Origin of the sequence: Pseudomonas sp. BGI-2, from assembly GCF_004310295.1 — a bacterium.
Taxonomy (GTDB): Bacteria; Pseudomonadota; Gammaproteobacteria; order Pseudomonadales; family Pseudomonadaceae; genus Aquipseudomonas.
Genome location: NZ_SISB01000009.1, coordinates 91,520 through 110,735, shown reverse-complemented (window position 1 = coordinate 110,735; position 19,216 = coordinate 91,520). Strand labels below are relative to the sequence as shown.

The following is a 19,216-nucleotide window of genomic DNA, read 5'->3' as shown; positions in this document are numbered from 1 at the left end:
AGCCCCGCAAAGTGCATCTCAGCCAGATTAGACGAGCGCGCCGGATGCAATTTTGGCCTTGCTCCGCTAGCATTAGCCGCTTCTGTTCCTTCGTTGCGACGGTTTTCGATGAGTTATCAGGTTCTTGCACGTAAATGGCGTCCGCGCTCGTTCCGCGAAATGGTCGGCCAGACCCATGTGCTCAAGGCTCTGATCAATGCCTTGGACAGCCAGCGGCTGCACCACGCGTACCTGTTCACCGGTACGCGCGGGGTCGGCAAGACCACCATCGCGCGCATCATCGCCAAATGCCTGAACTGTGAAACAGGTATCACTTCGACGCCCTGCGGCGAGTGTTCGGTGTGCCGCGAGATCGATGAAGGCCGCTTTGTCGACCTGATCGAGATCGACGCCGCGAGCCGGACCAAGGTCGAAGACACCCGTGAGCTGCTCGATAACGTGCAATACGCGCCGAGCCGCGGGCGCTTCAAGGTCTACCTGATCGACGAAGTGCACATGCTCTCCAGCCATTCCTTCAATGCGCTGTTGAAAACCCTTGAAGAACCGCCGCCCTACGTCAAGTTCATCCTGGCGACGACCGACCCGCAGAAACTTCCTGCAACCATTCTTTCGCGTTGCTTGCAGTTCTCCCTGAAGAACATGACCCCGGAACGCGTGGTCGAGCATTTGACCCACGTGCTGGGCGTCGAGAACGTGCCGTTCGAAGACGATGCACTGTGGCTGCTGGGCCGCGCCGCCGACGGCTCGATGCGTGACGCCATGAGCCTGACCGACCAGGCCATCGCCTTCGGTGAAGGCAAGGTCATGGCCGCCGACGTGCGGGCGATGCTCGGCACACTCGACCATGGTCAGGTCTACGACGTTCTGCACTCGTTGATCGAAGGCGACGCCAAGGCCTTGCTCGAAGCCGTCCGCCATCTGGCCGAACAAGGCCCGGACTGGAACGGCGTGCTCTCGGAAATTCTCAACGTGCTGCACCGTGTCGCCATCGCCCAGGCGTTGCCTGAAGGCGTCGACAACGGTCACGGCGACCGCGATCGGGTGCTGGCACTGGCCCAGGCACTGCCGGCCGAAGATGTGCAGTTCTATTACCAGATGGGCCTGATCGGCCGCCGCGACTTGCCGCTGGCGCCGGACCCCCGTGGTGGCTTCGAAATGGTCTTGCTGCGAATGCTCGCGTTCCGACCGGCGGACACCGCGGACGCCCCGAGGCAACCGCTAAAGCCAGTGGGGATCAGCCAGGCCACAGTTGATTCCGCAAATTCAGTGGCTGCCGCACCGGTTGTGGCGCCGGTAGTCGCTGCGGCAGTTGCCCCCGTTGCCCCTGCGCCTGTGCCTGAACCCGTCGCTGCGGCGGTTCCTGCTCCAGAGCCTGAACCGGTTGCGCCCGTTGTCATGGCCGAGCCTGTGGTTGAGCCTGTCGCGGTCGAAGCGGTGGTCGACTTGCCGTGGAATGACCCGGTCGAGCCGGAGCCCGTCCAGCAACCCGCCGTCGAGCCGGTTCTGGAAACCGCCAGCGAACAACCCGATCTGCCGCCCATGCCGTTGCCGACGCCTGACAGCGTGGTGCCGGACGCGCCGGAGTGGGCCGCGGCGCCGATCCCGGAGCCGTCGGTGGCCGACGTCGACGCCGCCACGCCGGGCGTGGACCTGGATGACGAGCCGCCGCTGGACGAAGATTACATCGAGCCGGACATGGATTCGGCTTACAGCTACCTCGATGAACTGGCCAGCGAACACGCCGCCGAACCCGCGCCGGAACCCGAGCCTGAGCCGGCCGCCATGCCCGCCACCGGTCTGGCCCTGCAATGGCTGGAGCTGTTCCCGAAATTGCCGATCTCGGGCATGACCGGCAGCATCGCCGCCAACTGCACCCTGATCGCTGTCGATGGCGACAACTGGCTGTTGCACCTGGACCCGGCCCACAGCGCCTTGTTCAATGCGACCCAGCAACGTCGTCTCAACGATGCTTTGAACCAGTTTCACGGGCGTACGCTGACCCTGACCATGGAGCTGATCAAGCCTGAGCAGGAAACCCCGGCCCAGGCCGCGTCTCGGCGCCGCGTCAACCGTCAGCGCGAGGCCGAGGAGTCAATCCACGGTGATCCGTTCATCCAGCAAATGATGCAGCAGTTCGGTGCGGTGGTCCGTAACGATACTATTGAACCTGTCGAAGCCCTGGTCAGTCAGGGCTAATAACTGAAGGCGTTCGGCCTCAAGGGCCGGGCGCTGTTTAAATCCAAGTACTTTTGAGGTGATTCCCATGATGAAAGGTGGCATGGCCGGCCTGATGAAGCAGGCGCAGCAGATGCAGGAAAAAATGGCCAAGATGCAGGAAGAACTGGCCAACGCCGAAGTCACCGGTAAAGCCGGCGGCGATATGGTCACCGTGGTGATGACCGGTCGTCACGACGTCAAGCGCGTGACCATCGACCCAAGCCTGGTTGAAGGCCTGAGCGAAGACGACAAAGAGATGCTGGAAGCGGTGTTCGCTGCCGCCGTCAACGACGCCGTGCGCAAGATCGAAGCCAACAGCCAGGACAAGATGGGCAACATGACCGCTGGCATGCAACTGCCGCCGGGTATGAAACTGCCGTTCTGATTCGCCAAAGCGTATCGAATGAGCTACAAAAAAATGCCAGGCATCGCGCCTGGCATTTTTGTTTCTGCCAGTTGGAAACACGGTGCCCGTTAGGCAGCCTTCGCGGGCAAGCCTCGCTCATACATGGGATCGCGAACTCCTGTAGGAGCGAGGCTTGCCCGCGAAGAATTCACCTCGGCACAACTGACGAAACATCGAACGCCCTGCCACCACAAAGGTCTGCTCCCCTATACCGCCGAATTCATCGATCAAAGGAGACGCTCACATGCCAGACGCATTGACCCTCAACCAACGTATCGTCCTGGCGTCCCGCCCTACAGGTGCGCCGACGCCGGAGAATTTCCGCCTGGAGCGGGTCGCGTTGCCAGACCTGGCCGACGGCCAGGTCCTGCTCAAGACTCAATACCTGTCGCTGGACCCCTACATGCGCGGTCGCATGAGTGACGCGCCGTCCTACGCCGCGCCGGTAGAAATCGGCGAGGTGATGACCGGTGGCGCTGTCAGCCGCGTCGAGCGCTCGCTGAATCCGAAGTTCCACGAAGGCGACGTAGTGGTGGGCGCCACCGGTTGGCAGAGCCACAGCATCAGCGATGGCCGCAACATCATTCCGGTGCCGAGCGGTTTGCCGACCCCATCAATGGCCCTGGGTGTGCTGGGCATGCCGGGCATGACCGCGTACATGGGCCTGATGGATATCGGCCAGCCCAACGCTGGCGAAACCCTGGTGGTCGCGGCCGCCTCGGGCGCAGTGGGCTCGGTGGTCGGCCAGGTGGCGAAGATCAAAGGCCTGCGCGTGGTTGGCGTGGCGGGCGGCGCGGAAAAATGCCGCTACGTGGTGGAGGAATTGGGATTCGATGCCTGCGTCGACCACAAGAGCCCGAGCTTCGCCGATGAACTGGCGCAGGCGTGCTCCGAGGGCATCGATATTTACTACGAAAACGTCGGCGGCAAGGTGTTCGACGCGGTGGTGCCGCTGCTCAATGCCAAGGCGCGGATTCCACTGTGCGGCCTCATCGCTTCCTACAACGCCCACGAAGCCCCGACCGGCCCGGATCGCCTGCCGCAATTGCAGCGCACGTTGCTGACCAAGCGCGTACGAATCCAGGGCTTTATCGTGTTCGACGACTACGGTGATCGTCAGCCGGAGTTCGTCAGCGCCATGGCGCCGTGGGTGCGAGACGGCAAGGTCAAGTTCCGCGAAGACTTGGTCGATGGCCTTGAAAATGCACCCGAGGCCTTCATCGGTCTGCTGGAAGGACGCAACTTTGGCAAACTGGTGGTTCGGGTCGCTCAGGACTGAATAATTGACGCTAATCCGAGGCGCGGGTATAAACCGCGTCTCGTTGTTTTGTCGGACGTTTCCCCATGAGCTTCAGCCCTTTGATTCGCCAACTGATCGATGCCCTGCGAATTTTGCCGGGTGTCGGTCAGAAAACTGCTCAGCGCATGGCGCTGCAACTGCTTGAGCGTGATCGCAGCGGTGGTTCGCGACTGGCGTCGGCACTGAGCCAGGCGATGGAAGGGGTGGGCCATTGCCGGTTATGCCGCACGCTGACCGAAGACGACCTCTGCCCGCAATGTTCCGATACTCGTCGTGATGACACCTTGCTCTGCGTGGTGGAAGGTCCGATGGATGTGTACGCCGTGGAGCAGACCGGTTTCCGGGGTCGCTACTTTGTGCTCAAGGGACATCTCTCGCCGCTCGACGGGCTGGGGCCGGAGGCCATCGGTATTCCGCAGCTCCTGGCGCGGATCGAAGAGGCAGGCACATTTACTGAAGTCATCCTGGCCACCAACCCGACCGTGGAAGGTGAGGCGACGGCGCATTACATCGCCCAGTTGCTGAGCAATAAAGGCCTGGTTGCTTCGCGTATCGCCCACGGGGTGCCGTTGGGGGGTGAGCTGGAACTGGTGGATGGCGGGACATTGGCGCATTCGTTTGCGGGGCGTAAGCCGATCGCTTTGTAATTTGTGGTGTCTGCACTGACGCCTTCGCGGGCAAGCCTCGCTCCTACAGGGTCACCGGCCCTTCTGTAGGAGCGAGGCTTGCCCGCGAAGGCCGCGCCTCGGTCTATCTGATTCACACAATTCTATTGAAAACCAAGCAAGCGCTCGGTTAACTTCGCTGAACCTTCAGTGGAGCTCGCCGATGCCTGCCTTTCAGGAATACTTCGATCCCAGCCACCAATTGGTCCGCGACAGCGTCAGACGTTTCGTCGAGCGTGAGATTCTTCCGGACATTGATCAGTGGGAAGAAGCTGAAAGCTTTCCCCGCGAGCTCTATCTCAAGGCCGGTATGGCGGGGATTTTGGGCATTGGCTATCCCGAATCCCTGGGCGGCAGCCACGAAGGTGATCTCTTCGCCAAGGTCGCTGCCAGCGAAGAGCTGATGCGCTGTGGTTCCGGCGGTCTGGTGGCCGGCCTCGGTTCACTGGACATCGGACTGCCGCCGATTCTCAAATGGGCCAGGCCTGAAGTCCGTGATCGTGTCGTCCCGCAAGTGCTGGCCGGCGAGAAGATCAGCGCCCTGGCCGTCACCGAGCCCAGCGGCGGCTCCGATGTGGCCAATCTGCAAACCCGTGCTGTGCGTGACGGCGACTTTTACAGGGTCAGCGGCAGTAAGACCTTTATCACCAGTGGCGTCCGCGCCGATTTCTACACCGTTGCGGTGCGCACGGGCGAGCCGGGTTTCGGAGGCATCAGTCTGCTGCTGATCGAAAAGAGCACGCCCGGTTTCACCGTCGGTCGTCAGTTGAAGAAAATGGGCTGGTGGGCGTCGGACACGGCCGAATTGTTCTTCGACGATTGCCGGGTGCCTGTGGGAAATCTGATCGGCGCCGAGAACATGGGCTTCGCCTGCATCATGGGCAACTTCCAGAGCGAACGCCTGGCGCTGGCGTTGATGGCCAACATGACGGCGCAGCTGGCGCTGGAGGAAAGCCTGAAATGGGCGCGTCAGCGCGAAGCCTTTGGCAAACCCATCGGCAAGTTCCAGGTGCTTAAACACCGCCTCGCGGAAATGGCCACGGCATTGGAGGTATCACGGGAGTTTACTTACCGTCAGGCGGCGAAAATGGCGGCGGGGCAGAGCGTGATCAAGGAGATTTCCATGGCCAAGAATTTCGCCACCGACACGGCTGACCGGATTACGACGGATGCGGTGCAGATCCTCGGCGGTCTCGGTTACATGCGCGAGAGTCTGGTGGAGCGGCTGTATCGGGATAACCGGATTCTGTCGATTGGTGGCGGGACGCGGGAAGTGATGAACGAGATCATCAGTAAACAGATGGGGCTTTAATCCTGGGTGTGGCGGCTGACGCTTTCGCGGGCAAGCCTCGCTCCTACGAATTTCTGTTAGGGCCGAATTTTCGACACAACTCTAATCTTGTAGGAGCGAGGCTTGCCCGCGAAGGCGTCAGTGAGGACGCCGCTTACTTCTCGCTCAATGCAAACTGCGTCAGGCAAAAAGTCGGAATCCCCATCTCTTTCAGCCGCTGCGACCCACCCAGCTCCGGCAGATCAATAATCGCCGCCGCTTCATGAATCCGCGCGCCCATGCGCCGAATCAGGTTCGCCGCCGCAATCAGCGTACCGCCGGTGGCGATCAAATCATCAAACATCACCACCGAGTCACCTTCGCACAGGCTGTCGGCGTGCACTTCGAGGAAGGCTTCGCCGTATTCGGTGGCATAGCCCTCGGCCAGCACGTCGGCTGGCAGTTTGCCTTGCTTGCGGAACAGCACCAACGGCTTGTTCAGCTGATAGGCCAGGACCGAGCCGATCAGGAAACCACGGGCATCCATCGCGCCGATATGCGTAAAGTCTGCTTCGACATAACGATGAGCGAAGCTGTCCATCACCAGGCGCAGGGCCGTAGGCGACTGGAACAACGGCGTGATGTCGCGAAAGATAACGCCCGGCTTGGGGAAGTCGATCACGGGGCGGATCAGGGATTTGATGTCGAAGGAGTCGAAGACCATCGTCGAAGTGTCCTGGCAGGCTGCAAACGTCGCAGTATAACGGCGGCTGAACCGTTTCGCTCAGCCGCAATTGTTGCCGTCAGCCTTCGAGTGAGCCACCGGCCAGTGCGCAGAGCTGGATTGGGTCGAGGATATGGATTTCCTTGCCTTCGGCGGCGATCAGCTCGTTTTGCTGGAAGCGCGTGAACACCCGGGAAACGGTTTCCACCGCCAGGCCCAGGTAATTGCCGATTTCGTTGCGCGACATGCTCAGGCGGAACTGGTTGGCCGAGAAACCCCGGGCGCGGAAACGTGCCGAGAGGTTGACCAGAAACGTGGCGATGCGCTCGTCGGCGGTTTTCTTCGACAGCAGCAACATCATTTGTTGATCGTCGCGAATCTCGCGGCTCATGACACGCATCAGCTGACGGCGCAGTTGCGGCAGTTGCAGGGCCAGTTCGTCGAGGCGTTCGAAGGGGATTTCGCACACCGACGTGGTTTCCAGGGCTTGCGCCGAGACCGGGTGCTTTTCCGTGTCCATGCCCGACAGGCCGACCAGTTCGCTCGGCAAGTGGAAACCGGTGAGCTGTTCTTCACCGCCATCGCTAAGGCCGAAGGTCTTGAGGGCGCCGGAGCGGACTGCATAAACGGAATCGAAGGTGTCGCCCTGGCGGAACAGAAACTCGCCTTTTTTCAGCGGACGCCCACGTTTAACGATCTCGTCCAGCGCATCCATGTCTTCCAGATTCAGAGAAAGTGGCAAGCAGAGGGGGGCCAGGCTGCAATCCTTGCAATGGGCCTGACTGTGAGCGCGCAGCTTTACTGGCTCGGACATTTCTTCAATCCTTGTGGGAAAACACACATAAGCCGTAAGGGTAACTCACGGGAGGACATTCAGGCCAGTTTGTGCCGTTTTTGTCGCATGGTGATAAAGGGCCGCGGTCGGCGGCCAATAACCTTGCATCCGAACTCGTGCAAGGTTTCACGGCCATCAGATCACCCGGGAAAACCGCTGGTGATTGTGCTGTTGCAAATAGGCATCGAACACCATGCACACCGAGCGCACCAACAAGCGACCGGCGGGCAGTACGCTGATCCGATCGTTGTCGAGGCTGATCAATCCGTCATCGGCCATGGTCAGTAGCTGAGGCCACAGTTCACCGAAGTAACCGCGAAAATCGATGTTGAAGGCCTGTTCGATGTCCGCGAACTCCAGGGTGAACGTACAGATCAACTGCTGAATCACCGCCCGCCGCACGCGGTCGTCGGCGTTGCATTTCAGGCCGCGGCTGGTCGCCAATTGCGCGACGGCGAGGGCATTCTGGTACTGGTTCAGGTCGCTATTGTTCTGGCAGTAGAGGTCGCCGATCTGACTGATTGCCGACACCCCCAAGCCGATCAAATCGCAATGACCGTGAGTGGTGTAGCCCTGAAAGTTGCGCTGCAGGGTCGATTCTTCCTGGGCAATCGCCAACTCGTCGTCGGGCAGGGCGAAGTGGTCCATGCCGATGTAGCGGTAACCGGCAGCGGTCAGCTGTTCGATGGTGCGCTGGAGCATTTCCAGTTTCTGCGCCGGCGTCGGCAGTTCGTTGCTGTTTATTCGCCGTTGCGGCATGAAGCGTTCCGGCAGGTGCGCGTAGTTGAACACCGAAAGCCGATCCGGTTGCAGCGCGATGACTTCGTCGACCGTGCGGGCGAAGTTTTCCGGTGTCTGCTTCGGCAGGCCGTAGATCAGGTCGATGTTGATCGAGCGAAATTGCAGGGTCCGGGCGGCGTCGATCACGGCGCGGGTTTCTTCCAGGCTTTGCAGGCGATTGACCGCCCGTTGCACTGCCGGATCGAGGTCTTGCAGGCCAATGCTGACCCGGTTGAAGCCCAACTCGCGGAGCAAGCCCATGGTCGACCAATCGGCTTCGCGAGGATCGATCTCGATGCCGTAGTCGCCGGAATCGTCGTCCAGCAGGTTGAAGTGCTTGCGCAACTGAGCCATCAACTGGCGCAGTTCGTCGTGGCTGAGAAAGGTCGGGGTGCCGCCGCCGAAGTGCAGTTGTTCGACTTTTTGCGTCGGGTCGAGGTGGCAGGCGATCAGCTGAATTTCCTGCTCAAGGCGCTGCAAGTAGGGCAGGGCGCGGCCCCGGTCCTTGGTGATGACTTTGTTGCAGGCGCAGTAGTAGCAAATGTTCGCGCAGAACGGCACGTGCACGTACAGCGACAATGGGCGCAGGGCCTTGCGGCTGTCGCGCAGGGCGTGGAACAGGTCGAACGTGCCGACTTGTCCGTCAAATTGCACCGCAGTCGGGTAAGAGGTGTAACGCGGCCCCGCCAGGTCGTAACGGCGGATCAGATCGGTGTCCCAACGAATGGCGTCGAGCATCATGCGGGCATTCCCCCGGATAGGCTGGCAGTGTTTGCAAGTCTATGGGGTGCGACGCTGGGGCATCTTGATTTGCATCAACGGTCAGGATTTGTGTTGTCAGTGAGGGCCTCTTCGCGGGCAAGCCTCGCTCCTACAGAAGTTTGCGATCCCTTGTAGGAGCGAGGCTTGCCCGCGAAGGGCGCCCCGCCGATCTAATGCCCCATGAGCCAATGCTGATGCGGCCCCGGCAATGTCCAGATACCGAACAGCATCACCAGCAACCCGCCCGTCATGCGCACACCACGTTTGCGCAACAACGCCGTGACGCGCTCCGCCGCCAGTCCGGTGGCCAGCAGCACCGGCCAGGTGCCGAGCCCGAACGCGAGCATCAGCAGCGCACTGTCCAGCGCATTGCCCTGGCTCGCCGCCCACAGCAACGTGCTGTAAACCAACCCGCACGGCAGCCATCCCCACAGCGCGCCCAGCAGCAACGCGCGGGGCAGGCTCGACACCGGCAGCAGTTTGTTGGCAACCGGCTGGATATGCCGCCAAAGGCCGCGACCGAGGCTTTCGATGCGGGTCAGGCCGCTCCACCAACCGGCGAGGTACAAGCCCATGGCGACCAACAGCAATCCGGCGATGACGCGCATGAACATCGCCGCCGGGCTATTGGCCACTGCCCAACCCGCCAGGCCGATCAGCAGGCCGGCCGTTGCATAGCTGAGAACTCGCCCCAGGTTGTAGGCCAGCAGCAGTCGAAAGCGTCGGCTGCGTTGTTCCTTGGGAATCGCCAGGGTCAGCGCGCCCATCAAGCCGCCGCACATGCCCAGGCAATGCCCGCCACCGAGCAGGCCGAGAATCACCGCAGACACCAGCAGTGGCGCCAACTCAAGCATGAGGCGGTGCCTTGTCGTCCGGTTTGGCCGGATGGCCGCTGGCCTCGTCGACGGCCGCCTTGTGGTTAGGGTCCTGGTCGTCGAACAGAATGCTGTGGGCCGGGCCGTCGAGGTCGTCGTACTGACCGCTGTCGACGGCCCAGAAGAAGATGTAAATGGCGATGGCCACGATCAGCAGCGCGGCCGGGATCATCACGTAGAGAGCTGGCATCTGGACTCCATGCCCGCGCGGCTCAGGCCGGCAGCGGGCGGGTTTCTGGCGTGGTGCGGGCGGCAGGCGCGCTCGGTAGGCGAGTCAGGCGCAGGGCGTTCAGCACCACGGTCAACGAACTGATGGACATGCCGACCGCGGCCCATACCGGCGTGATCCAGCCGAGGGCGGCGAACGGCAACATGAGGCCATTGTACAGCCCGGCCCACAGCAGGTTCTCGATGATTACCCGACGGGTGCGCCGTGCCAGGCTGAAGGCTTGCACCAGCGCGTCGAGACGGTTCGACAGCAACACCGCATCGGCACTGGTTTTCGCCAGATCGGTGGCCGAACCCATCGCCACGCTGATGTCGGCGGCGGCCAGCACCGGCACGTCGTTGACCCCGTCACCGAGCATCAACACCTTGCGGCCTTCCTTGTGCAGCTGTTGCAGGACCTGCAATTTATCGTCCGGACGCAAACCGCCCCGGGCTTCGTCGATGCCCAGTTCGGCGGCCACGCTGGCGACCATCGGCGAGGTATCGCCCGACAACAGCAATGTGCGCCAGCCGCGCGCCTTGCAAGCTTCCAATAGCGCCGGGGCATCGGCGCGCAAACGGTCATCGAGGACGAACCACGCGAGCGGGCTCTGGCTGTTGCCGAGCAGCAACCATTGGCCCGCTTCGTCGGGCATCACCGGTACAGCAGCGCCACTGAGTTCGCAGACAAAACCCGGCTGGCCGATACGCAAGCGTTGCGTGCCGACCAGACCTTCAAGACCAAGCCCCGGCATGCTGAGAACTTCTTCGGCCGCCAGTGGCGCTCGGCCAAATGCGCGAGCGATCGGGTGTTCGGAGCGGTTTTCCAGGGCTGCGGCCAGGCTCAGGCATTGATCGCTATCGAGCGCGCCGAGAGGGCGGATCGAACGCAAGGCCAGGCGACCTTCCGTCAACGTGCCGGTCTTGTCGAATATCACCGTGTCGATCTGGTTCAGGCCTTCCAGCACATGACCGCGCGTCAGCAGCAAGCCGAGTTTGTGCAGCGTGCCGGTGGCGGCGGTGAGGGCGGTGGGCGTGGCCAGCGACAAGGCGCACGGGCACGTTGCAACGAGCATCGCCAGGACAATCCAGAAGGCTCGTGATGAATCCAGTTCCCACCACAGCAGGCCGATGCAGGCGGATGCGATCAGCGTGAGCAACAGGAACCATTGCGCGGCGCGGTCGGCGATTTCAGCCAGTCGCGGCTTCTCGGCCTGGGCGCGGTCCAGCAGACGGACGATGGCTGAAAGCCGCGTGTCCTGACCCAGTGCCAGCACTTCCACGGTCAACGCGCCTTCCACGTTCAGGGTGCCGGCGGTGACCGCATCGCCCTGTGCGCGCGGCTGTGGCAGGTACTCGCCGGTCAGCAGCGATTCGTCGATGCTCGACTGGCCATCGAGGATCTTGCCGTCGGCCGGCAGGATCGCGCCCGGATGCACCAGCACCTGATCGCCGACGCGCAGTTCATTGAGCAGGATCCGCTCGCTCTGGCCGTTGGCACTCAGGCGCAGGCACGAAGCAGGCAACAGGTTTACAAGCTGTGCGGTAGCGGCGGCGGTGCGCTCCCGGGCGCGACGTTCCAGATAACGCCCGGCCAGCAGGAAAAGCGCAAACATTCCCACCGCATCGAAATACAACTCGCCGACCCCGGTGATCGAGGTCCAGATCCCGGCGATGTAGGCACTGCCGATCGCCAATGACACCGACACATCCATGGTCAGGTGGCGTGTACGCAAATCGCGCATCGCCCCTTTGAAGAACGGCGCGCAGCTGTAAAACACGATCGGCGTGGTGAGGAACAGCGCGACCCAGCGCAGGATGGTGTGCAACTCGGGGCTCAAGTCGATGTTGAATTCCGGCCAGGTGGCCATGGTCGCCATCATCGCCTGGAACCACAGCAGCCCGGCGACACCGAGTTGGCGCAAGGCCAGACGGTTTTCGCTGGCCAGTTGTTCACTGGCGCGGTCTGCTTGATACGGGTGCGCGGCGTAACCGATGTGGCGCAATTCGCTGAGGACCTGGCTCAACGGCAATTGCGCGTCGGCCCAACGCACGTGAAGGCGATGGTTGGACAGGTTCAACCGTGCCTCGGCCACCGCCGGCAAGGCGCGCAGGTGTTTCTCGATCAACCAGCCGCAGGCGGCGCAGCTGATGCCTTCCATCAACAGAGTGGTTTCGGCGAGTTCACCGTCGTGGCGCACGAAGGGCTTTTGCACGTCGGCGCGGTCGTAGAGCGCCAACTCATCCACCAACTGCACTGGCAAGGCTTCGGGGTTGGCCGATGACTCGCTGCGATGCTGGTAGTAGCTTTCCAGCCCACCGGCCACGATCGCTTCAGCCACGGCCTGGCAACCCGGGCAGCAGAACTCGCGGGTTTCACCGAGGACGGCGGCGGTGAAGCGGCTGCCGGCCGGGACGGGCAGGGCGCAGTGGTAGCAGGGCAGTTGAGTGGTCATCTAAGTGGCCATGAAAACAATTGTTAAAACCGGGCCAGGTTCTGTGGCGAGGGGATTTATCCCCGTTGGGCTGCGAAGCGGCCCCCTGCATTCTTCCAGTCATATTTTGCTAACAGGTTTCACGACTGCTTCGCAGCCGAACGGGGATAAATCCCCTCGCCACATTGCTGGTTGTTACTTCTTCAGGTCTTCCGCGCCTTGCAGCGGTTCATCACCCAGCAGCAGGTCCTTGTCATGGCTGACCAGTTCTTCTTCGAACATGCGCCAGATGTGGTCGTCCTGTGTGCCTAGCAATTCGACAAAACGACGGCCTTCAACCTTGTCGCTCAACTGACCGATGTAGCGGCCCTGTTCGGTTTCGCTGCGGGCGAGGCTGATTTTGCGATCCTTCTCCGGCTGGGTCGGTGAAATAAGGTTCAGCTCAAGGGTTTTTGGTTGGCTGTTGCCGCTCAGGCGCAGATCGACTTCACCGGTCACGTCATCCAGGTGAACGCTGGCCCGCAGCAGCAGGGTCTGGGCCAGCAGCTCGCGGTCGAGGGAGCGGTTGATGCCTTTGCCGGCCTCGTAGTAGTTGTCGTTGACCAGGTTATCCGGGTTGTTCACCGCGATCGTCACCATGGACAACGTCAGGGTCACGGAACAGGCCAGGATGGCGATGATGATCCACGGCCAAAGATGCTTGTACCAAGGGCTTGCGGCGTTTGCTGCGGGCATGATCACTTCTCTCAACGAATTTGTGGGCCGATAAATCGGCTCTTGGCTTCAACGTGGACGCTGTCGTCGTCGGCATCCTTGAGGATGAATTTCACCTCGTTGGTGCTCGACGGCAGTTTTTCCGGTGCGATCGACAGTTCGACCGGCTGGCTGAAAATCTCCCCGGCGGCGACTTTGATTTCGCGCTTGCCTTGCAGCTTCAGGTCCGGCAAACCAGAGGCTTCCAGCACATAGGTATGGTCGCGCTGGTCTTTGTTCATGATCTTCAGGCTGTAGACGTTCTCGATTCGGCCTTCAGCGTTCTCGCGGTACAGCACACGGTCCTTGCTGACGTCGAAACCGACCAGCGAACGCATGAAGAACGCGCCCGCCAGCAATCCCATCATGGCCAGCAGCACCAGGGCATAGCCGATCAGGCGCGGGCGCAGTTTATGGGTTTTTTGCCCGGACAGGTTGTGTTCGGTGGTGTAGCTGATCAGGCCGCGTGGGTAGTCCATCTTGTCCATGATGCTGTCGCAGGCATCGATACATGCCGCGCAGCCGATGCATTCGATCTGCAGACCGTCGCGAATGTCGATACCGGTCGGGCAGACCTGGACGCACATGGTGCAATCGATGCAGTCGCCCAGGCCCTGGGCCTTGTAGTCGATGCCTTTCTTGCGCGGGCCGCGGCTCTCGCCACGGCGCGGATCGTAGGAAACGATCAGCGTGTCCTTGTCGAACATCACGCTCTGGAACCGCGCATACGGGCACATGTAAATGCACACTTGCTCGCGCAACCAGCCGGCGTTGCCGTAGGTGGCCAGGGTGAAGAAACCGACCCAGAAATACGACCAGCCATCTGCTTCGCCGGTGAAAAAATCGATCGTCAGTTCACGAATGGGCGAGAAGTAACCGACGAAGGTCATGCCGGTGACGAAGCCGATCAACAGCCACATCGTGTGTTTGCTGAATTTGCGCAGGAATTTGTTGGCGCTCATTGGCGCCTTGTCGAGCTTGATGCGCTGGTTGCGGTCGCCTTCGGTGACCTTTTCGCACCACATGTAAATCCACGTCCAGACGCTCTGCGGGCAGGTATAACCGCACCACACACGACCGGCGTACACGGTAATGAAGAACAGGCCGAAGGCGCTGACGATCAAAATGCCTGAGAGCAGGATGAAGTCCTGAGGCCAGAAGGTTGCGCCAAAAATAAAGAATTTGCGCTCCGGCAGGTTCCACCAGACGGCCTGATGACCACCCCAGTTCAGCCAGACCGTACCGAAATACAGCAGAAACAACCCGGCACCGCCCATCATCCGCAGGTTACGGAACAAGCCGGTGAAGGTGCGGGTGTAGATCTTTTCTCGTGAGGCGTAGAGGTCGACGCTGTTGTTCGCGTTCTTGGCAGGCGGAGTGACGTCGTGTACCGGAATCTGATTGCTCATCATTGCATCCCACGGCAGTGGAAAAACGCCTCGGTCAGTACATGCCGACCGCGGTCAAAAAGAGGTGTTGCAGTGGCGCAATGATACGCCTGTCGCTCTAGCTCAAGGGTGCGACCTTTGGTCACGTTGGTTGAAATCAACTGACGGTGTAATGACTTGAATCAATTGACTTGTGAATTATGGACGGTTTTACGAGTGCCTACGTTTCAATCGGCCCATGGATTGATCAAGGCAACGCCGCTGGATTGAAAGTCGCCGATATTGCGAGTGACCACCGTCAGACCATGAACCAGGGCAGTCGCTGCAATCAGGGCGTCGCTTTCATTTGCGCTGCCTGGAACATGCAAACCGGCACAGCGCAGAGCCACGGCGGCGTCGACCGGCAAGATTCTGGCATCAAAGGCTGGCATGACATGTCGCTTCAGCCAGGTACGCAAAACCTTTCCCTGCGCGGGGTCACGACGCTCCATTCGCAGAACACCGGCCTCCAGCTCCTTTAGGGTAATGGCGGAAATAAACATACGTGGCGCGATGACACTTTTGGCCCAGGCGACGACGTTTGCGTCCGCCCGGGGTTTGCGTAGTTCAGAAATCACATTGGTGTCGAGTAGAAACATCAGGACAGGTCCACGGGTCGATGAGTGATCACGGCGCGCTCGGTTTCGAGCTCGATATCTGCCGCTTCCGGCATCACCAATAGATCGACGATGTTGACGTTGCTGCCGGTGAGATTTTGGTAGTCCTCAATGCTTAGCAGTACATGGGCCGGCTTGCCACGGTCGGTGATAATTACCGGACCCTGACGCGTGGCTTTTTTGGCACTACTTGTGTCCTGGTTGAATTCACGACTGGAAATGGTGGTGATGGCCATCATGGTTGCCCCTCCTGAAGTACTTTGTAGAAACGTTACTACCAGGCGGGCCGGATCGCAACCACGAAGGGGTAAGCGTCGCTACCGCTGGTCGCTGGGGCCGGACTTGAGGGGCAAAAAAAACGGCCCCGCCAATTCACATTGGCGGGGCCGTTTTTTGTTGCATCAAGCGTTTGCCTTACTGGGCGTCCGCCACCGGCGCTTTCTCACCGTGAGACAGGCTGTAGACGTAAGCGGCCAACAGGTGAACCTTGTCGTTGCCTTGCAGCTGTTCTTGCGCAGGCATCTGGCCCTGACGGCCGTAACGGATGGTCTGCTGCAGTTGAGCGAAGCTCGAACCGTAGATGAACCCGGCCGGGTGGGTCAGGTCGGGGGCGCCCATCGCTGGCGTACCTTTGCCTGCCGGGCCGTGGCACACCGCACAGTTGGCGGCAAACAGCTTCTGGCCGGCAACCGGATCGGCCTTGGTGCCTTCCGGCATTTTGCGGCCGTCGAGGTTGGTCAGCACGAACGAAGCAACGTCCGCAACGCCTTGCTCGCCGATCACGTCAGCCCACGCCGGCATGACCGCGTGACGGCCGCCCATGATGGTGGTCTTGATGGTTTCCGCTTCACCGCCCCAGCGCCAGTCGGCGTCGGTCAGGTTCGGGAAGCCATAAGCGCCTTTGGCGTCGGAGCCGTGGCAGACCGAGCAGTTGGAGGCGAACAGGCGGCCACCCATCTTCAGGGCTTGCGGGTCCTTGGCGACTTCTTCAATCGGCATGGAAGCGAACTTGGCGAAGATCGGACCGAACTTCGCGTCCGACTTGGCCATTTCCTTTTCCCACTCGTGAACGCCGGTCCAGCCGGTCTGGCCGTTGGCGAACGCGGTCTGCTTTTCGTTATCCAGGTAGTTGTAACCCGGCAGCAGGCCTTTCCAGTTGCCCAGGCCCGGGTACAGCACCAGGTAGCCCAGGGCGAAGATGATGGTGCCCACGAACAGCATGAACCACCATTTCGGCAGGGGGTTGTCGTACTCCTCGATCCCGTCGAAGGAGTGGCCAACCGTTTCCTCTGTCTGCTCGGCGCGCTGGCCCTTGCGGGTAGACAGCAGCAGCCAGGTCAGGGCGAAGATGGTGCCGAGACTGAGGACTGTGACGTACAGACTCCAGAACGTAGTCATTCTTTGTTACTCCTAGAAGCTTGCTCGACGTGCTTGATGGCTTCGGGATCATCCGCGAAAGGCAGCAAGGTCGCGTCTTCAAACTCCGACTTGCGCTTGGGGCTGAACACCCACAGCGCCAGTCCGATGAAGGCCACCATCACAACAACGGTGCCCAGGCCACGAATCATCCCGATATCCATCTAAATCACCGTTTGCTTTTGATGATGGTGCCCAGGCCTTGCAGATAGGCCACCAGCGCGTCCATTTCGGTTTTGCCCTTCACAGCATCCTTGGCACCGGCGATGTCTTCGTCGGTGTAAGGGACGCCGAGCGTGCGCAAGACTTCCAGTTTCTTGGCGGTGTCTTTGCCGTCGAGCTTGTTTTCCACGAGGAACGGGTAGGCCGGCATTTTCGACTCAGGCACCACGTTGCGCGGGTTGTATAAGTGCGCACGCTGCCAGTCATCGGAGTAACGACCGCCGACACGGGCCAGGTCCGGACCGGTGCGCTTGGAGCCCCACAGGAACGGGTGGTCCCAGACGCTTTCACCGGCAACCGAATAGTGGCCGTAACGTTCGGTTTCAGCGCGGAACGGGCGGATCATCTGCGAGTGGCAGCCGACGCAACCGTTGGCGATATAGACGTCACGTCCTTCGACTTCAAGGGCGGTACGAGGCTTCATGCCTTCGACCGGCTTGTTGGTGACGTCCTGGAAAAACAGCGGAACGATCTGGGTCAGGCCGCCGATGCTGACGGCGATAACCATGAAGAAGGCCAGCAGGCCAATGTTCTTCTCGACTGCTTCATGCTTCATCAGTGAGCTCCAACTACAGCAATCTGAGCGGCTGCTTCGGCTTCAGCCGGGTTCGAGGCACGTACGGTGCGCCATACGTTGTAGGCCATGAACAGCATGCCGCTGGCAAAGAACGCACCGCCCAAGGCGCGAACGATGAAGCCAGGGTGGCTGGCTTGCAGGGCTTCGACGAACGAGTAGGTGAGGGTGCCGTCGTCGTTGATTGCACGCCACATCAGACCCTGGGTGATGCCGTTGACCCACATCGAAGCGATGTACAGAACGGTACCGATGGTCGCGAGCCAGAAGTGCGTGTTGATCAGGCCGATGCTGTGCATCTGCGCGCGACCAAACAATTTCGGGATCATGTGGTAAATGGCGCCGATCGAGATCATCGCAACCCAACCCAAGGCACCGGCGTGTACGTGGCCGATGGTCCAGTCGGTGTAGTGCGACAGCGAGTTGACGGTCTTGATGGCCATCATCGGACCTTCGAAGGTCGACATGCCGTAGAACGCGAGCGATACCACGAGGAAGCGCAGGATCGGGTCGGTGCGCAGCTTATGCCAGGCGCCCGACAGGGTCATCATGCCGTTGATCATGCCGCCCCAGCTCGGAGCCAGCAGGATGATCGACATCGCCATGCCCAGGGACTGAGCCCAGTCCGGCAGGGCGGTGTAGTGCAGGTGGTGCGGACCGGCCCAGATGTACAGGGTGATCAGCGCCCAGAAGTGCACGATCGACAGGCGGTAGGAGTAGATCGGACGCTCGGCCTGCTTCGGAACGAAGTAGTACATCATCCCCAGGAAGCCGGTGGTCAGGAAGAAACCGACCGCGTTGTGGCCGTACCACCACTGTATCATCGCGTCAGTCGCACCGGCGTAGGCCGAGTAGGACTTGAAGAAGCTGACCGGCAGGGACGCGTGGTTGACGATGTGCAGCATCGCCGTCACGACGATGAAGGCACCGTAGAACCAGTTACCCACATAGATATGTTTGGTGTTGCGCTTGGTGATGGTGCCGAAGAACACCAGACCGTAGGACACCCAGACGATGGCCAGCAGAATAGCCAGGGGCCATTCCAGTTCCGCGTATTCCTTGGTGGTGGTGTAACCCAGCGGCAAGGTAATGATCGCGCCGACGATCACCGCTTGCCATCCCCAGAAGGTGAAGGCGGCGAGGCTGTCGGAAATCAGTCGCGTTTGGCAGGTTCGCTGCACGACGTAATAAGAAGTGGCAAACAGAGCACAACCACCGAAGGCGAAAATCACCAGGTTGGTGTGCAACGGGCGTAAGCGTCCAAAAGTCGTCCACGGCAGACCGAAGTTCAATTCCGGCCATACAAGCTGTGAGGCGATGAAGACACCAAGCCCCATGCCAAGGATCCCCCAGACCACCGTCATGATGGCGAACTGGCGGACTACCTTATAGTTATAAGCAGTCGGACTGATTGCTGTGCTCATTCTAAGGTTCCACGGTTTGGGTGTTTTATTAGGAGTAAAAATCGGCCGCAAGTATGTAGAAAGCGGGGGGTCATTGCAACGCGCCATGACCTGGGTCAATGCTTTCAAAAGCTGATTCTGCGGCCTTTCCATGCGCCGCGTAAGGACAAAATCGGCCTAGGACAAAACGTCGCAGCGAACGAAAAGGGTGAGGGGGTCAGGTCAGTTGTTACGGGGTGTGTTCAAACACAACGAGCAGGTGACCGATGGCAATTGGCATGACAGCCGGTATCTACCAGCCTTTGCGGCTTGTCATCGAGCAGATTTG

The 19,216-nt window shown here is 60.7% G+C and carries 19 protein-coding genes; 5 read left to right on the top strand and 14 right to left on the bottom strand.

The window, feature by feature from the left end; genetic code table 11:
- The first annotated feature begins 108 nt into the window (after nt 1–108).
- The 5 genes from dnaX to EYC95_RS08680 all read left to right on the top strand — a co-directional run bounded on the left by dnaX (nt 109) and on the right by EYC95_RS08680 (nt 5,900).
- Complete coding sequence (dnaX, locus tag EYC95_RS08700) at nt 109–2,196, top strand: DNA polymerase III subunit gamma/tau (RefSeq protein ID WP_131059983.1); 2,088 nt, start codon at nt 109–111, stop codon at nt 2,194–2,196.
- 67 nt (nt 2,197–2,263) lie between these two features.
- Nucleotides 2,264–2,602, top strand: a complete 339-nt coding sequence (locus EYC95_RS08695) for a YbaB/EbfC family nucleoid-associated protein (RefSeq protein WP_109628912.1) — start codon at nt 2,264–2,266, stop codon at nt 2,600–2,602.
- A 265-nt stretch (nt 2,603–2,867) separates the two neighbouring features.
- Nucleotides 2,868–3,902, top strand: a complete 1,035-nt coding sequence (locus tag EYC95_RS08690) for an NADP-dependent oxidoreductase (protein ID WP_131059982.1) — start codon at nt 2,868–2,870, stop codon at nt 3,900–3,902.
- A 65-nt stretch (nt 3,903–3,967) separates the two neighbouring features.
- Complete coding sequence (recR, locus tag EYC95_RS08685; RefSeq protein WP_131059981.1) at nt 3,968–4,570, top strand: recombination mediator RecR; 603 nt, start codon at nt 3,968–3,970, stop codon at nt 4,568–4,570.
- A gap of 181 nt (nt 4,571–4,751) precedes the next feature.
- Complete coding sequence (locus EYC95_RS08680) at nt 4,752–5,900, top strand: acyl-CoA dehydrogenase family protein (RefSeq protein ID WP_131059980.1); 1,149 nt, start codon at nt 4,752–4,754, stop codon at nt 5,898–5,900.
- Between the two features lie 133 nt (nt 5,901–6,033).
- On the opposite strand, the gene EYC95_RS08675 is transcribed toward EYC95_RS08680, so the two are convergent.
- From EYC95_RS08675 to ccoN, 14 genes are all read right to left on the bottom strand, one after another.
- Nucleotides 6,034–6,582 (bottom strand): adenine phosphoribosyltransferase, encoded by a 549-nt coding sequence (locus EYC95_RS08675; protein ID WP_131059979.1) that lies wholly within the window; start codon nt 6,580–6,582, stop codon nt 6,034–6,036.
- A gap of 79 nt (nt 6,583–6,661) precedes the next feature.
- Nucleotides 6,662–7,396: a fumarate/nitrate reduction transcriptional regulator Fnr gene (gene fnr / locus EYC95_RS08670; RefSeq protein ID WP_131059978.1), complete on the bottom strand. Its 735-nt coding sequence runs from the start codon at nt 7,394–7,396 to the stop codon at nt 6,662–6,664.
- Between the two features lie 156 nt (nt 7,397–7,552).
- Nucleotides 7,553–8,935: an oxygen-independent coproporphyrinogen III oxidase gene (hemN, locus tag EYC95_RS08665; protein ID WP_131060010.1), complete on the bottom strand. Its 1,383-nt coding sequence runs from the start codon at nt 8,933–8,935 to the stop codon at nt 7,553–7,555.
- A 194-nt stretch (nt 8,936–9,129) separates the two neighbouring features.
- Nucleotides 9,130–9,813 carry a sulfite exporter TauE/SafE family protein gene (locus EYC95_RS08660; protein WP_131059977.1) on the bottom strand — a complete coding sequence of 228 codons (684 nt, stop codon included), beginning with the start codon at nt 9,811–9,813 and terminating at the stop codon, nt 9,130–9,132.
- Nucleotides 9,806–10,024 (bottom strand): cbb3-type cytochrome oxidase assembly protein CcoS, encoded by a 219-nt coding sequence (gene ccoS / locus EYC95_RS08655; protein WP_007905420.1) that lies wholly within the window; start codon nt 10,022–10,024, stop codon nt 9,806–9,808. The genes EYC95_RS08660 and ccoS overlap by 8 nt, the downstream gene beginning before the upstream one ends.
- Before the next feature lie 22 nt (nt 10,025–10,046).
- Entirely contained in the window at nt 10,047–12,497 is a 2,451-nt protein-coding gene (locus EYC95_RS08650; RefSeq protein ID WP_131059976.1) for a heavy metal translocating P-type ATPase, read from the bottom strand.
- 174 nt (nt 12,498–12,671) lie between these two features.
- Nucleotides 12,672–13,211: a FixH family protein gene (locus tag EYC95_RS08645; RefSeq protein ID WP_131059975.1), complete on the bottom strand. Its 540-nt coding sequence runs from the start codon at nt 13,209–13,211 to the stop codon at nt 12,672–12,674.
- An 11-nt stretch (nt 13,212–13,222) separates the two neighbouring features.
- Entirely contained in the window at nt 13,223–14,638 is a 1,416-nt protein-coding gene (gene ccoG, locus EYC95_RS08640) for a cytochrome c oxidase accessory protein CcoG (protein WP_131059974.1), read from the bottom strand.
- 206 nt (nt 14,639–14,844) lie between these two features.
- Nucleotides 14,845–15,255: a type II toxin-antitoxin system VapC family toxin gene (locus EYC95_RS08635; RefSeq protein ID WP_131059973.1), complete on the bottom strand. Its 411-nt coding sequence runs from the start codon at nt 15,253–15,255 to the stop codon at nt 14,845–14,847.
- Nucleotides 15,255–15,509 (bottom strand): type II toxin-antitoxin system Phd/YefM family antitoxin, encoded by a 255-nt coding sequence (locus tag EYC95_RS08630; RefSeq protein WP_178083828.1) that lies wholly within the window; start codon nt 15,507–15,509, stop codon nt 15,255–15,257. The genes EYC95_RS08635 and EYC95_RS08630 overlap by 1 nt, the downstream gene beginning before the upstream one ends.
- Nucleotides 15,510–15,687: 178 nt before the next feature.
- On the bottom strand, nt 15,688–16,671 hold the full coding sequence (gene ccoP / locus EYC95_RS08625) for a cytochrome-c oxidase, cbb3-type subunit III (protein ID WP_131059971.1): 984 nt from the start codon (nt 16,669–16,671) through the stop codon (nt 15,688–15,690).
- A complete protein-coding gene (locus EYC95_RS08620) occupies nt 16,668–16,853 on the bottom strand; it encodes a CcoQ/FixQ family Cbb3-type cytochrome c oxidase assembly chaperone (RefSeq protein ID WP_003175465.1) in 186 nt (61 codons plus the stop codon). Before EYC95_RS08620 ends, ccoP begins: the two co-directional genes overlap by 4 nt.
- A 5-nt stretch (nt 16,854–16,858) precedes the next feature.
- Nucleotides 16,859–17,467 carry a cytochrome-c oxidase, cbb3-type subunit II gene (ccoO, locus tag EYC95_RS08615; protein WP_131059970.1) on the bottom strand — a complete coding sequence of 203 codons (609 nt, stop codon included), beginning with the start codon at nt 17,465–17,467 and terminating at the stop codon, nt 16,859–16,861.
- A complete protein-coding gene (gene ccoN / locus EYC95_RS08610; protein WP_131059969.1) occupies nt 17,467–18,909 on the bottom strand; it encodes a cytochrome-c oxidase, cbb3-type subunit I in 1,443 nt (480 codons plus the stop codon). Before ccoN ends, ccoO begins: the two co-directional genes overlap by 1 nt.
- Between the last annotated feature and the right edge of the window lie 307 nt (nt 18,910–19,216).

Excerpts from the sequence above, each read along its gene's own strand:
- EYC95_RS08630 (WP_178083828.1), bottom strand. The coding sequence starts at position 15,509 with ATGGCCATCACCACCATTTCCAGTCGTGAATTCAACCAGGACACAAGT.
- ccoS (WP_007905420.1), bottom strand. The coding sequence starts at position 10,024 with ATGCCAGCTCTCTACGTGATGATCCCGGCCGCGCTGCTGATCGTGGCC.
- dnaX (WP_131059983.1), top strand. The coding sequence starts at position 109 with ATGAGTTATCAGGTTCTTGCACGTAAATGGCGTCCGCGCTCGTTCCGC.
- EYC95_RS08690 (WP_131059982.1), top strand. The coding sequence starts at position 2,868 with ATGCCAGACGCATTGACCCTCAACCAACGTATCGTCCTGGCGTCCCGC.
- fnr (WP_131059978.1), bottom strand. The coding sequence starts at position 7,396 with ATGTCCGAGCCAGTAAAGCTGCGCGCTCACAGTCAGGCCCATTGCAAG.
- EYC95_RS08695 (WP_109628912.1), top strand. The coding sequence starts at position 2,264 with ATGATGAAAGGTGGCATGGCCGGCCTGATGAAGCAGGCGCAGCAGATG.
- ccoO (WP_131059970.1), bottom strand. The coding sequence starts at position 17,467 with ATGAAGCATGAAGCAGTCGAGAAGAACATTGGCCTGCTGGCCTTCTTC.
- ccoN (WP_131059969.1), bottom strand. The coding sequence starts at position 18,909 with ATGAGCACAGCAATCAGTCCGACTGCTTATAACTATAAGGTAGTCCGC.
- EYC95_RS08650 (WP_131059976.1), bottom strand. The coding sequence starts at position 12,497 with ATGACCACTCAACTGCCCTGCTACCACTGCGCCCTGCCCGTCCCGGCC.
- EYC95_RS08645 (WP_131059975.1), bottom strand. The coding sequence starts at position 13,211 with ATGCCCGCAGCAAACGCCGCAAGCCCTTGGTACAAGCATCTTTGGCCG.
- EYC95_RS08660 (WP_131059977.1), bottom strand. The coding sequence starts at position 9,813 with ATGCTTGAGTTGGCGCCACTGCTGGTGTCTGCGGTGATTCTCGGCCTG.
- EYC95_RS08635 (WP_131059973.1), bottom strand. The coding sequence starts at position 15,255 with ATGTTTCTACTCGACACCAATGTGATTTCTGAACTACGCAAACCCCGG.
- EYC95_RS08620 (WP_003175465.1), bottom strand. The coding sequence starts at position 16,853 with ATGGATATCGGGATGATTCGTGGCCTGGGCACCGTTGTTGTGATGGTG.
- ccoG (WP_131059974.1), bottom strand. The coding sequence starts at position 14,638 with ATGAGCAATCAGATTCCGGTACACGACGTCACTCCGCCTGCCAAGAAC.
- EYC95_RS08675 (WP_131059979.1), bottom strand. The coding sequence starts at position 6,582 with ATGGTCTTCGACTCCTTCGACATCAAATCCCTGATCCGCCCCGTGATC.
- ccoP (WP_131059971.1), bottom strand. The coding sequence starts at position 16,671 with ATGACTACGTTCTGGAGTCTGTACGTCACAGTCCTCAGTCTCGGCACC.
- recR (WP_131059981.1), top strand. The coding sequence starts at position 3,968 with ATGAGCTTCAGCCCTTTGATTCGCCAACTGATCGATGCCCTGCGAATT.
- hemN (WP_131060010.1), bottom strand. The coding sequence starts at position 8,935 with ATGCTCGACGCCATTCGTTGGGACACCGATCTGATCCGCCGTTACGAC.
- EYC95_RS08680 (WP_131059980.1), top strand. The coding sequence starts at position 4,752 with ATGCCTGCCTTTCAGGAATACTTCGATCCCAGCCACCAATTGGTCCGC.